We start from the raw sequence: 13,789 nt of genomic DNA, 5'->3' as shown, positions 1-13,789 counted from the left end.
CCCGGAGCGCTGAGCACCGTGAGCGACTCTCGCACGAAGCATCTCGACCGCATCCGCAGCGCCGCGCTCGCCGTCGAGCTGAGGCTCCGGTTCGGGCGCGCGCTGCGCGCTCTGCCGACCGCGCTGACCCTCGCGCTCGCGCTCGCAGCCGGGACGCTCGCGGTCCACAAGGCGCTCCCCGCGCACCTGAGCGAGCCGCGCGCGCGGCAGATCCTGCTCGGCGCGGGGTTGCTCGTGCTGGTCGCCCTCGCGCTGGCGATGCTGCGCCGCCTGCCTCCCCGCGCCGGCACGATCGCCCTCGACCGGCACCACGGTCTCCACGACCGGCTGACCAACGCCCTCGCCTTCGAGACGCTGCCCGCGGCGCAGCGGACCCCCTTGATGGAGGCGGCGATCGACGACGCCTGCGAGCACGCGGCAACGCTGCGCCCCGCTGGCGCCGCGCCGCTCGCGTTCCCGCGCGAGCTCTGGACCTCGGCCGCGGTGGGCCTCGGCGTGCTGGCGGTGGCGCTGCTCGAGGTGCGCACCCCGCGGAAGCAAGCGCCTGTCGCGCAGACCATCGACGCGCTCGCGATGTCGCCCGACGACCTCGAGCTCTTCAAGGACGCGGCGAAGGCGCTCGACCGGCAGGACCAGAGCCCGGAAATGAAGTCCGCGGTCGAGCGGTTCAACCAGCTCATCGAGGACATCGCCAACAAGCGCCTCGATCGGACCGAGGCGTTCCGCCGCATGGAGGCGCTCGAGCGCGAGCTCCTCAAGGGCGCCGAGGCCGACCTGAAGGCGCTCGAAGAGGCGCTGAAGGAGACCGGGATCGATCTCAAAAAGAGCGACCTGGCGAAGGGCGTGGGGGAGTCCCTCGAGAAGAAGGACCTCGAGAAGGCGAAGAAGGACCTGAAGGAGCTCGCCGAGAAGCTCCGCGACAAGAAGCAGAAGTTCAACAAGGCCGAGATCGAGCGGCTGCGCAAGGCGCTCGCCGAGGCGGCCTCGCGCCGCAAGGAGGCCCTCGCCGCGATCAACGAGAAGCGGGCCGAGGTGCGCGAGCAGCTCCTCAAGCAGAAGCAGAAGGCCTCCGCGAACGAGCAGCAGAAGTCCGAAGAGGAGCGGCTGCTCAAGAAGAAGGAGCGCGAGCTGGAGCGGCTCGACCGCGAGGCCGAGCAAAAGGAGCGGACCGGGCGCCAGCTCGACCGGCTCGACCGGGAGCTCGCCAAGGCCGCCGAGGATCTGATGCGCGATCTCGGGATGTCAGCGGACGATCTCGAGCAGGCCGCCGAGGACATCAACCGGATGCAGCAGGAGGAGATGTCCGAGCAGGAGAAGGAAGAGCTGCGCCAGCGGCTCGAAGAGCTCCGGGAGCTCGTGCGCCAGCAAGGGCAGGGCGGCAAGCAGCGGATGGCGAGGATGCTCCGCTTCGGCAAGCGCGCGCGCGGCAACCAGGGCAGCGGCGAGGAGCAGCAGGGGCAGGGCCAGCAGGGGCAGGGCAACGGCGAGCAGGAAGGCCAGGACGGTCAGCAAGGCCAGGGCGGTCAGGGCAAGGGCGGTCAGGGCAAGGGCCAGGAGCTGGTGATCGGGCCCGGCGGCAAGAAGATCCTGATGCCCGGCGGGCAGGGGCAGGGACAGGACGGGCAGGGGAGCGGCCAGGGCAACAGCAACGGGGGCAATCAGCCCGGGGGCGACGGCGCCGGCTCCAGCCGCGGCGGCGAGGTCGCGGGCAAGCGCACGGACCCGAAGATGGGGACCCAGGACGTCCAGGCGCAGGGGCTCGACACGCAGCAGGGGCCGTCGAACAGCGAAGTGATCCTCAGCGCCGCCGAGCGGGGCTTCAAGGGGACCGGCTACAAGAAGGTCTTCACGGACTATCACACGGTCGCGGAGCAGCAGATCAACAAGGACCAGATCCCTGATGGATACCGGTTCTACGTGAACCGGTATTTCCAGCTCATCAGGCCGCGCGAGTGAGTCGAGCCGGCGGCTCGAGCGCGACCGCGCCTCTCTAGACTAGCGGCGCTCCGCGACAGCGGGCGCGAAGCAGGAAGCTATGGCCGAGAAGACGAAGGAAGCAGCGCGGGCCGAGGTGGACGAGTTCCGCGCGAGCATCGGAGGGCTGCGCGAGGAGGTGGGGAAGGTCATCGTCGGCAACCGCGAGGTGGTCGATGGGGTGCTCACGTGCATGCTCGCAGGCTCGCACGCGCTGCTCGAGGGCGTACCGGGGCTCGGCAAGACGATGCTCGTCCGCACCATGGCCGAGGCGCTCGAGCTCCAGTTCTCACGCATCCAGTTCACGCCCGACATGATGCCCGCCGACATCATCGGCACCACGGTCATCGATGAGAGCGCGGGCGGGCAGCGGTCGTTCTCGTTCCGCAAGGGGCCGATCTTCGCGAACATCGTCCTCGCCGACGAGATCAACCGGGCGACGCCGAAGACGCAGAGCGCGCTCCTCGAGGCCATGCAGGAGCACCGGGTCACGGTCTCGCGGCAGAGCTACACGCTGGAGGAGCCGTTCTTCGTCCTGGCGACGCAGAACCCCCTCGAGAGCGAGGGGACGTACCCGCTGCCCGAGGCGCAGCTCGATCGGTTCTTCTTCAAGCTGCACGTGCCGTTCCCGAGCCGCGACGAGCTGAACTCGATCCTCGAGCGGACCACCGGGACCGACGCGGTCGCGGTGCGCCCGGTCCTCGACAGGGAGCGGATTGTCGCGATGCAGCGGCTCGTCCGCGAGGTGCCCGTGGCGAAGCACGTGCAGGACTACGCGGTGCGGCTCCTGCAGGCCACCCACCCCACCGAGGGAGACAGCCTCGACGAGGTGAAGCGGTTCGTGAAGTTCGGCGCGTCGCCGCGAGGGGCGCAGGCGCTCCTGCTCGCCGCGAAGATCCGGGCGCTCTTCGAGGGGCGGTTCGCGGCGTCGGTCGACGACGTGCGCGCGTGCGCGCTGCCCGCGCTGCGCCATCGCGTGCTCCTCAACTTCGAGGGAGAGGCCGAGGGCGTGAAGACCGACCAGGTGCTGCAGGCGATCCTCAAGCACTTGCCGGAGAGCAAATGAGGCGCCGCCTAGGGTAGCATGGGGCTCTTCGACGCGTTCAAGAGGGCCGCCGCGCCGCTGCGCCGGCTCTCCGCGCTCTCCGCCGGCGCCCCCGACGAGGAGCTCTTCGACGACGAGTTCCAGCGCAAGCTCGACTACCTCGCCATGGTGAGCCGTCGCGTCTTTTCGGGAGCGATGCGCGCGGAGCGGCGGACAAAGAAGACCGGCTCCGGGGTCGAGTTCGCCGATCACCGGGACTACGCCCCCGGCGACGATTTCCGGTACCTCGACTGGGCCGCGTACCAGCGCTTCGACCGGCTCCTCATCCGGCTCTACGAGGAGGAGGAAGATCTCTCGATCTACTTCATCCTCGACACGTCGGCGTCGATGGCGTTCGGCGACGGCGCGAAGCTGCGGCACGCGAAGCGCCTCTGCGCGGCGCTCGCGTACGTGGGGCTCGCCAACCTCGACCGCATCGCGATCGTCACCGCGACCGACGAGATCAGCGGGCGCATGCAGTCGACCCGCGGCAAGGCGCGCATCTTCAGGATCTTCCGCTTCCTCGGGCAGGCGCGCACAGGCGGCGCGACCGATCTGGGGGAGGCGATGAAGACCTTCGTGGCGCAGCACAAGCGGCGCGGGCTCGCCGTCATCCTCAGCGACCTCTACGATCCGGTGGGCTTCGAGCGCGGCATCAACGTGCTCCGCTACAACCGGTTCGAGCCGTTCGTGCTCCACATCGTCGACCCGGGCGAGGCTCGGCCCGCGCTGCGCGGCGACGTGCGCGTCTACGACTGCGAGACCGGCGACGAGCGCGAGGTCACGGTGACCGCGAAGGTGCTCGATCGCTACGCCGAGGCGTACGACCAGTACCTCGACGAGATCCGCCGCTTCTGCACGTCGCGGCAGGTGAGCTACTTCCGCGCCGACGTGTCCGTCCCCTTTGACGAGCTGATCCTGCGCGTGTTCCGCAGAGGCGGCTTCCTCCGGTAGCGATGCTGCACTTCACCGGCGTCCCGCTGCAGACTCTGCTCCAGATCGGCGCCCTCGCGGGCGCGGTGGTCGTCGTCTTCTACATCCTGAAGCTGCGCCGGCGGCCCGTCGCGGTCCCCTTCTCGAAGATCTGGGAGCGCGTCCTCCGGGACAAGGAGGCGACGAGCCTGTTCTCGCAGCTGAAGCGGCTCCTCTCGCTCCTGCTGCAGCTCGCGCTCCTCGCGCTGCTCCTGCTCGCGCTCGGGGATCCTCGCCCGCAGGCGAACCTCGTCGAGGGGCGCAACATCGTCGTCCTCGTCGACGCGAGCGCGAGCATGCAGGCCGTCGACGTCGCGCCCTCGCGCATCGAGCTCGCGAAGGAAGAGGTCAGGAAGATGGTCCGTGGCCTGTCCGGCAGCGACCGCATGCTGCTGGCCCAGATGGACGCGGCCGTCACGCCGCTGTCCACGCTCACCGGCGAGATCGCCGATCTCGAGGCCGCCGTCGCGGCGGTGAAGCCGACCGACGCCACGGCCGATTTTGCGCGCGCGCTCCGCTTCGCGGGCGATACCCTGAGCGGGCTCCCGTCGCCGGAGGTCATCGTCGTGAGCGACGGCGCGCTCGGCGAACCGGCCGACGCCGGCGGGCCGGTGCACCTCGGCGACATCAAGCTCTCGTTCTTGCCCATCGGCACGGGCCAGAGGAACGCCGCCATCACCGAGTTCTCGGTGCGGCGCTACCCGCTCGACAAGAGCCGCTACGAGGTGATGCTCGAGGTCACGAACACGAGCGACGAGCCGCTCGATCTCGAGCTGTCGCTGCTCGGCGACGGCCAGCTCACGGATCTGACGCGCCTCCGGCTCAAGCCCAAGGAGAAGCTGCCCCGCTTTTACCCGAACCTCTCCGGCGCATCGAAGACGCTCGAGGCGAAGCTCGCGCTGGCCGACGGCAGCTCCGATGACCTCCCGGCGGACAACCGCGCGTACGCGCTCCTCCCCGAGCGGCGCCGCGCGCGCGTCCAGGTCGTCTCCGCGGGGAACATGTTCCTCGAGGCGGCGCTGCTCCTCGACGAGTACCTCGACGTGACGTACGTCGAGCCGCAGCGTTACCCGACGGCGTCGTCGTTCGACGTGACCATCTTCGACGGCGTGGCGCCGAGCGTCGCGCCGGGGAGCGGGAGCCTGCTCTACCTCAACCCGACCGGGACCACCCTCCCGTTCGAGGTAGGCAAGGAGATCCTGGACGACGATCCGAACTACCGTCTGGGGTTCGACGAGCTCGACGCGAAGCACCCGCTCCTGCGCTACACGGCGCTCAGCGACGTGAACATCGCGCGCGCCCACGTGCTCAAGGGCAACAAGGAAGACAGGGTCGTCGGCCGGAGCTACAAGGGCCCGCTGCTCATCGAGGGGCGGCGCGGCGGCGTCAAATTCGTCGCGCTCGGCTTCGACGTCCGCGAGAGCGATTTCCCCCTCCGCATCGCCTGGCCGCTCTTCCTGCTCAACGCGATCAACGACTTCGTCGAGGAGGACACGAGCTACATCTCCTCGTTCCGCACGGGCGCGGTCTGGCACATCCCGGCGTCCTCGTCCGCGGAGTCGGCCAGCCTGGAGCTGCCCGACGGGACGAAGCGGGCGGTCCCGATCCAGGACGGGCGCGCCGTCTTCCTCGGGCAGCACGCCGGCTTCTATACGCTGCGCGTCGGCGCCGCCGGCGCGCAGGAGGAGAGCATGTTCGCCGCGAACCTCTCCGCGCCGCAGGAGAGCGCGATCGCACCCGCCGCCGAGCTCAAGGTCGACGGACGCGGCGCGGGCGCGGTGAGCGAGTTCAAGATCGGCGTTCGCCGTGAGCTCTGGGTCTACCTGCTCGCGGCGGTGCTCCTCGTGACCGCGATCGAGTGGTTCACGTACCACAGGAGGGTGACGGTGTGAGCGCGTTCAGTGGCCGCAAGTTCCGCGTCGTCGCGTGGGCCATCACCTGCGCCGCCCTCGGTGGGATCCTGTTCTGGGCGTACCGGAAGTACGTCATCTTGCATCCGGATCCGACGCTCACGTGGGTGCGCGAGGGGGTGAAGTACGAGCTCCTCAACCCGAAGATGCTCGGCGCGCTCCTGCTCGCCCCCTGGTTCGTGGGCGTCCTCGCGGGATCGCTCGCCGACCTTCCCCTCCCGCAGCGCGTGCTCTCCGTGCTGCTGAGGATCGCCTTCGTCGCGCTCATCGCGCTCGGGCTGTCGCGGCTCGCGAGGACCGCGACCACGGAGAAGGTCGCCACCATCTATCTCATCGACGTCTCGGAGTCCGTCACCGACGAGTCGCTCGGCGACGCGCGCGCGGCGCTCGACAAGGCGTTTGCCGAGAAGCCGGAGGACGGCGTGATCAAGGTGATCACGTTCGCGCGACGGCCGCGGCTCGTCGAGCACGCCGCCGGCGAGGCGGCCGGCCGCGACGCGGAGCGGCGCGCGCCGGCCATCGGCCGCCACCTCGACGAGAAAGGACAGCGCGGCGATCTCGGCGCCGGCTCGAACCTCCAGGCGGCGCTCCAGCTCGCCTACGGGCTGTACCCGCCCGGCTACCTCAAGCGCGCCGTGCTGATGTCGGACGGCGTCCAGACCGACGGCGACGTGCTGGCCGAGGCCAACCGGGCGCGCGATTTCGGGGTACGGCTGTTCGCCATCCCATACCGGCGACCCGCGCCGCCCGAGGTCGCGGTGCGCGAGCTCAGGATGCCGGACCGCGTCAAGGTCGGCGAGACGTTCGAGATCCACGCGGACATCTATGCCAGCCGCGCCACCAGGGCCCGCGTGCGGCTGTTCCAGGGGGAGGCGTTGAACGGCCTCGAGGGCATCCGGGATCTCGAGCTCAAGGCGGGGCCGAACGACGTCGTGTTCAAGAGCGTCGTGCGCATCGCGGGGCAGGTGACCTACGCGCTCGAGCTCGACCAGATCGCCGACGACAAGTTCAAGGAGAACAACCGGTACGCGACCACCATCGACGTGCCCGGGCGCCCGTCGGTGCTCTACATCGAGGGGACGCCGCAGCACGCCGGCCCGCTCTCGAGCGCGCTCACCGCGCAGCAGCTCGACGTCGACGTCAGGCCGCCGGCCGGCTTCCCCGGCTCCCTCAAGGAGATGGAGCGCTACGACTTCCTGATCGTGTCCGATACCCCGAAGGAAGCGCTCAGCCTGCAGGGGCAGGAGATCATCGAGAGCTACGTGCGCGATCTCGGCGGGGGGTTCCTCTTCGCCGGCGGCGAGTCAGGGTACGGCCTCGGCGGCTGGTACCGCACCACCATCGAGCGGATCCTGCCGGTGCGGATGGACAACGAGCGGAAGAAGGACATGCCGAGCGTCGCGATGGCGCTCGTCATGGATCGCTCGGGGTCGATGACCGGGCTGCCCCTCGAGATGGCCAAGGCCGCAGCGAAGGCGACCGCCGGGGTCCTGTCGTCCGACGACCTGATCGAGGTCATCGCGTTCGACTCGGCGCCGACCCGGTACGTGAAGATGCAGCCCGCGCGCAACCGCTCGCGGATCGCCGGCGAGATCGCGCGCATCCAGCCGGGCGGCGGGACCGAGATCTTCAGCGCGCTCGACGCCGCCTACCAGGACATGACCGTGACCCAGGCGCGCAAGAAGCACGTCATCCTCCTCACCGACGGCAAGGCGTCGACGGGCGGCATCCGCGACCTCGTGTCCGCGATGATCGCGGAGTCGATCACGGTGACCACCGTGGGGCTGGGGAACGACCTCGACGAGCAGCTGCTCAAGATGATCGCCGACGTGGGCGGAGGGCGCTTCCACGCGGTCCCCGATCCGAACAACCTGCCGCGGATCTTCACCAAGGAGACCGAGATGGTCGCGCGCGCCGCCGCCGTCGAGGAGTGGTTTCCGGTCACGCAGGTCGGCGACGCGGCGTTCCTCCGCGGCATCGACATCCGCACGGCGCCGAACCTGCACGGTTACGTCTCGACCAAGCTGAAGCCGTCGCCGGCCCAGGAGCTGCTCACGAGCGACACCGAGGAGCCGATCCTCGCGCGCTGGCGGGTCGGCCTCGGGTGGACGCTGGCCTGGACGAGCGACGTCAAGGCGCGCTGGGCCGTGGAGTGGCTGAGGTGGCCGGGCTTCGAGAAGTTCTGGGGGCAGCTCATCCATGAGCACATGCGCCAGAAGCACCGGCGCGAGCTCGACATGAAGGCCGAGATCGTGGACGGAGAGCTGCGCGCGTCCGTGGACGCGTTCGGGGCAGACGACCGGTTCGAGAACAACCTGACCTCCCGGCTCAGCATCATCGGGCCCGAGCCGGGCGGGACGACGCGGGTTGTCGACATGCGTCAGACCGCGCCGGGCCGGTACGAGACGGCGCTCGCGCTGGATCGGTACGGCTCCTTCCTGCTGCGGGCGGAGCACCTTCGCGAGGCCGAGGACGGCTCGCTCCGGCCCGTCGCCGTCAGCTACGGCCACGTCTCGAACCCGTACCCCCGCGAGTACGCGAGCTTCGAGCCCGAGCTCGCGACCCTCGAGAAGGCCGCGACGTCGACCGGCGGCGCGGTCGATCCGAACGGCGTGGCGGCCATCTTCGACCCGGCCGGGGAGAAGGTGACCTTCCACGAGGAGCTCTGGCAGCGGTTCATCTATGCCGCCATGCTCGTCTTCCTGCTCGATCTGTTCGTCCGGCGGGTGCGGCTCTTCGACCGGAAGTTCGTCGCGCGCCGCGGCCGCGGGGTAGGAGGCCGGAGCCTCCCCGCCGTATGACGGCCCGCGGCACAACCGAGCCCCTATGATCGCAGATCCCCCGTTTCGCGCCGCCGTCACGCCCAGCATCGGCGAGCATCCATCAGGTTGCCCCCGACTCCGCTGCATGGATCGCTGTGCTCCAGACCGCTGGCCCGCACCATTTCGCGACGCGGAGGGGCTGTCTTGGGCTAGTTTCCCCTTATAGACCGGTGGTAGAGGAGCCCTGGAAAGCAGCGAAGGACGTGAACGCGCTCGAGGCCTCCACCTCTCGGCCTCCGGTAGGTCGTCCGCTCATTATCAGCGGCGATCCGCTCGCCTCGCTCCGCGGCCGGGGCGCCTCGGTCTCCTCCAACACCGCCCTCGGCCGGCTGCTCCGCGAGTCGCCTCGGACGATCGCGGAGCTCCACGAGCAGGAGATCGCGCTGGGGATCGACGTGATCCGGGCCCTCACGTCCGCGACGACGACGCGTGCCCTGGCGCCCATCGGCATGGGGTTCCGAGCCGCCGCGCTGACCGGAACCGCGGTCGAGCTCGCGGCGGAGGCGGCAGGCGCGGCCGCACGCCGCGTGGCGGTGGCCGGTATCCTGGGCCACACTGCCGCCGCGCCCATGGCCGACCGGATTGCGGAAGATTACGCGGTCCATGCGGCCAGGCTGGCCGCTGCCGGCTGCGAGATCCTCGTCGCCTGCGGCTTCGATCCCGTCCAGGCGGCGTGCGTCTCCCCCGCGGTCGCGCGGCTCGCGCGCCGCGCGGCGGTGGTCAGCGCCAGCACGACGCAGCTGGCGACGTGGGCGCTCGTGGAGCTCGACGGGGCCGGACGTACCGTCGACGGCGAGGGCTTCGAGGAGGTCGCCCGGGGGGCGCTCGACAGCGGCGCGGACGCGCTGCTCTTCGAGATCGCGTCGGTCGACCTCGGGCTCAACATCCTCCGGCGCCTCGAGGGCGTCGCCCACGAGGCCCAGGTCGGCGTGCTGCTCGGCGTCGAGCCCGCGCACGGAGAGGGGGCCGAACGCCTCTCGCCCGCCGAGGCGTGCGACGCCTGGGCCGCGTCCGCGGTGCGGCTCATCGAGGCCGGCGCGCGAATGCTCGGGGGAGGGACGGGGACAACGCTGGCGCACGTCGGTGCGCTCGCGAAGATGCTCCGTACGACGCAGCGCGCGCCCCTGCTTAGGCGCGCGCTCTAGGCGAGAACGAAATAAACCGGAAACGTGATGATGGCCGATGCAAGCCACGCGAGCGAGTCGATGTCTCAACCGTTGAAGACGTTCGACGATCTGCTGTTTCCCTTCCACGAAGCGGTGAAGCCCGAGTCGCTCCACCGGATCGGCGCCGAGGCGGAGAAGTTCGGGGTCGATGCAAGGACGGGCGCCGCCCTCCCCTACGAGGGTGAGCGGAGCATCCTCTCCGTGCTCCAGGCGCTCGTCGAGCGGCACGGCTGGACGCCCGAGCACGAGACCCCCGGCGGTCCGCTGATCGCGCTCGCCCGGGCCGGCGCCTCGGTGACCCTCGAGCCGGGCGGGCAGCTCGAGCTGTCCGGGGCGCCCCTCGAGAACATCCACCAGATCTGTATGGAGATGAGCGGGCACCTCGCGGAGCTGCGCGACATTTCCGCCGAGCTCAGCTTCGCGTGGCTCGGCATCGGGTTCCACCCGTTCGCGTCGCAAGCCGAGCTCTCCTGGGTGCCCAAGTCGCGCTACGCGATCATGCGGCGCTACCTGCCGACGCGCGGCGCGCACGGCCTCGACATGATGCGCCGCACCGCCACGGTGCAGGCGAATTTCGACTACGCCAGCGAGGAGGCGGCGATGCGCGCGCTCCGCGTGTCGCTCCGGCTCTCCCCGCTGGTGACGGCCATCTTCGCGAACTCGCCGTTCTACGAGGGCGCGCTGTTCGGCGGGCGGAGCTACCGCGCCAAGGTCTGGCTCGACGTCGACCCGTCGCGGCAGGGGCTGCTCCGCAACGTGCTCGAGCGCGGCCGCCGCTTCTCGGATTACGTCGCGTGGGCGGTCGACGCGCCGATGTTCCTCATCAAGCGCGACGGCGAGGTGATCGAGAACACGGGGCAGACGTTCCGTGAGTTCCTGGAGCACGGCCGCGAGGGGCACCGGGCCACCCGCGCCGACTGGGAGATGCACCTCAACACCCTCTTCCCGGAGGTCCGGTTGAAGCGGACCATCGAGGTCCGCGGCGCGGACTCGCTGCCGGGCAACCTGGTCTGCGCGCTCCCGGCGCTGTGGGCGGGGATCCTGTACGACGCGCGCGCGCTCGACGAGGCCGACGCCCTGTCCGAGAGCTTCAGGTTCGACGAGCTCGAAGCTGTGCGCCCGATGATCGCCGAGCGCGCGCTCCGCGCTACGTTCCGCGGCAAGCCGCTCGCGGCGCTGGCCGAGCAGCTCGTGTCGATCGCCTCGGGCGGCCTCGAGCGGCGCGCGCGCCTGAGCAAGAGCGGCAAGGACGAGCGCGTCCACCTCGAGCGGCTCAGCGCGCTCATCGCCAAGGGCCAGTCCCCGGCCGATGCTCTCGTCGATGGACTCAGCAACGACGACCCGGACCTGCGAAGCAAGATCCTCGATCGTGCGCGGATTTAAGCGCGGCTCGTCGCCGAGGCGCGGGGGGGCAGGCGCGCCCGCGGGAGGACGTCGACCGGCATGACGTTTGTCTATCTCCTGGGCACCGCGCTCCTGGTGCTCCTCAACGCGTTCTTCGTCGCCTCCGAGTTCGCCATCGTCAAGATGCGGCCGACGCGGCTGGAGCAGCTCGTGCGCGAGGGGGATGCGCGCGCGCGGCTCGCGCTGCAGATGTCGCAGCGGCTCGACGAGTACCTCTCGGCCAACCAGCTGGGCATCACGCTCGCGTCCCTCGGGCTCGGCTGGATCGGCGAGCCCGCCATCGCCCACCTGATCGAGCCGATGCTCGCGCCGCTCGGCGCGTGGTCTGGGGTCGGCGCGCACGCCCTCGCCGTGGGCATCGCGTTCATCGTGATCATGGCGCTCCACACGGTGATCGGCGAGCTCGCGCCGAAGTCGCTCGCCATCCAGCGGACGGAGAAGGTCACGCTCTGGGCGGCGCGGCCGCTGCACGTGTTCTTCGTCCTGATGTGGCCGGTGATCTGGGTGCTCAACTCGATGGCGAACGGGTTCGTCCGGCTCTTCGGGCTCCGGCCGGTGGGCGAGGCCGAGATCGCGCACACCTCGGAGGAGCTCCGGCTGCTCCTGACCAAGAGCCCCGCGGGGCTCGATCCGGCGCTGCGCAGCATGCTCGTGCGCATCTTCGACCTGCGCCGGCGCACGGCGAGGCACGTGATGTCGCTCCGCTCCGACGCGGCGATCCTGCGCGCGAACATGACGATCGAGGAGGCGGTGCGGATCGTGGCGGACGCCGGGTACTCCCGGTACCCGGTGCTCGATGAGCAGGGCAAGAACGTGCTCGGCTACCTGCACCTCCGCGATCTGTTCGACGTCCTGAGCCACCGACGCCGCGCGGCGCGCGTGGCCGAGCTGCTCCGCAAGCCGATCTTCGCGCGCGAGAACACCTCGGTCGAGCGCCTCCGCCTCGAGATGCAGGCGCGCCAGGTGCCGGTGGCGATCATCACCTCGGCCTCGGGCGAGTTCATCGGGCTCGTCACGATGGAGGACCTCATCGAGGAGATCGTCGGCGAGATCCGCGATGAGAACGACGAGGAGGTGCCGCCCATCCACCGCCGCGGCGGCGGCATCGTCGACGTCGACGGCCGCGTGCTGCTCGCGGACCTGGAGCGCGACGCCCATATCGTGCTGCTGCCCGAGGTGAAGACCGTCGAGACGGTCGGCGGCTATATGCTCGGCCGGCTCGAGCACCCACCGGAGGCCGGGGAGCGCGTCGAGTGCGAGGGCTACACGCTGGTGGCCATGGACGTGGCTGGCCGGAGGGTGCGCCGCGTCCGCATCGTCCCGACCGACGCGACCGGGGGCGAGCGGTCGTGACGAGCGCGTCCCCCCGCGCCGCAGAGCCGCGCGCCGGCGCCGTCCGTCGGGGGCGCCGCCCCGGAGGAAGGTGCGCGGCTGGACGCGCATCCCGGAATTGGTCGGTCCCGATGCGAACTGCACGCGGATCCCGGTACAAACTTCGGCGAACCGGTACTACGCTGGCTTCGTAAGTGGAAACGCTTGCAACTCGGATCTTGCGCGATGGCCCGTTGAACGAGCTCGACGCCGTCGGCTGGGCCATCCGCCTCGCGAAGAGGATCGAGGCGCTGCACGCCCTCGGCGTTGCGCACGGGGCCATCTCGCCCGAGTGCGTGCTCACGACCGCGGTCGACCGCACCTCGAAGGCCATCCTGGCCGATCTGCGCCAGACGCCGAGCCGCGCCGCCTACCAGTCGCCCGAGCGCATCGCGGGCGGGACGCTCTCGCCCGGCGACGACGTGTGGGCCATCGCGGCGACGCTCTACGAGGTGCTGACCGGAACGAGCGCCTTCGGCGGCGGGAGCGACGCCGAGACGCGGCAACGGATCGGGAGCTCCTCGCCGGCGCCGCTCGCGGTCTTCGACGTTGGCGACGACGATCTCCAGCGGGTCCTCGACGACGCGTTCCAGCGCGATCGCTCCGTCCGCACGACGAACGCCGCCGCCTTCCGGCGCGCCCTCGAGGAATGGCACCCCGACCCCGCGGTGCGCACGCTGCTCCCGCTCGACGACGAGGACGCGACGAACGACGACGACGACGACGAGGTGCGGACGCTGATGCGCGTCGCGCCGCTGAGCTCGAGCCAGCTCGACGCGATCATCGCGGAGCGCGCGGCGGCAGCGGCCGCAGGGCAGCCGCCGCCGCAACTTCCGCCTGAGCGCCTGCAGCCTCCAGCGGCGTACCACGGCGCGTCGCCGCCGAGGCTGGGTGCCGCCCCCGTCCCCAGGGCGCCCGTGGCCGCGCCTGCAACGCCGGCCGCTCCGGCGACGCGAGGCCGCGTTCCGGCCGCGCGAGGGCGGCTCCCGGGCGTCGGGGCGGTCCCGCTGATCCAGTCGTTCGGCGATGAGCGCGAAGGCGAGAAGCCGATGACGCTCACGCGGGAGGGGTCGCCCCTGGACCTCC

General features: G+C 70.7%; 8 protein-coding genes. All 8 read left to right on the top strand.

The annotated features are described in order from the left end of the window. The first annotated feature begins 18 nt into the window (after window positions 1–18). The 8 genes from WMF28_RS29455 to WMF28_RS29420 all read left to right on the top strand — a co-directional run bounded on the left by WMF28_RS29455 (window position 19) and on the right by WMF28_RS29420 (window position 12,685). Entirely contained in the window at window positions 19–1,956 is a 1,938-nt protein-coding gene (locus WMF28_RS29455) for a hypothetical protein (RefSeq protein WP_437596662.1), read from the top strand. A gap of 79 nt (window positions 1,957–2,035) precedes the next feature. Further along, window positions 2,036–3,040 carry an AAA family ATPase gene (locus WMF28_RS29450; RefSeq protein WP_437596661.1) on the top strand — a complete coding sequence of 335 codons (1,005 nt, stop codon included), beginning with the start codon at window positions 2,036–2,038 and terminating at the stop codon, window positions 3,038–3,040. A gap of 18 nt (window positions 3,041–3,058) precedes the next feature. Beyond that, window positions 3,059–4,012: a DUF58 domain-containing protein gene (locus WMF28_RS29445; protein ID WP_437596660.1), complete on the top strand. Its 954-nt coding sequence runs from the start codon at window positions 3,059–3,061 to the stop codon at window positions 4,010–4,012. Window positions 4,013–4,014: 2 nt separating this feature from the next. After that, on the top strand, window positions 4,015–5,922 hold the full coding sequence (locus tag WMF28_RS29440) for a vWA domain-containing protein (RefSeq protein ID WP_437596659.1): 1,908 nt from the start codon (window positions 4,015–4,017) through the stop codon (window positions 5,920–5,922). Continuing rightward, the gene (locus tag WMF28_RS29435) at window positions 5,919–8,741 is read left to right on the top strand and encodes a VWA domain-containing protein (protein ID WP_437596658.1); all 2,823 of its coding nucleotides are present in this window, start codon (window positions 5,919–5,921) and stop codon (window positions 8,739–8,741) included. The genes WMF28_RS29440 and WMF28_RS29435 overlap by 4 nt, the downstream gene beginning before the upstream one ends. Window positions 8,742–8,932: 191 nt before the next feature. After that, a complete protein-coding gene (locus WMF28_RS29430) occupies window positions 8,933–9,907 on the top strand; it encodes a homocysteine S-methyltransferase family protein (RefSeq protein ID WP_437596657.1) in 975 nt (324 codons plus the stop codon). A gap of 60 nt (window positions 9,908–9,967) precedes the next feature. Beyond that, a complete protein-coding gene (locus WMF28_RS29425) occupies window positions 9,968–11,311 on the top strand; it encodes a glutamate--cysteine ligase (RefSeq protein ID WP_437596656.1) in 1,344 nt (447 codons plus the stop codon). A gap of 60 nt (window positions 11,312–11,371) precedes the next feature. Beyond that, the gene (locus tag WMF28_RS29420; protein ID WP_437596655.1) at window positions 11,372–12,685 is read left to right on the top strand and encodes a hemolysin family protein; all 1,314 of its coding nucleotides are present in this window, start codon (window positions 11,372–11,374) and stop codon (window positions 12,683–12,685) included. Window positions 12,686–13,789: the final 1,104 nt, after the last annotated feature.

The sequence above is a fragment of the Sorangium sp. So ce590 genome, assembly GCF_051521365.1.
GTDB lineage: Bacteria > Myxococcota_A > Polyangia > Polyangiales > Polyangiaceae > Sorangium.
Note: the sequence above shows the minus strand (reverse complement) of the source record. Positions and strands in the feature narration are given on the sequence as shown.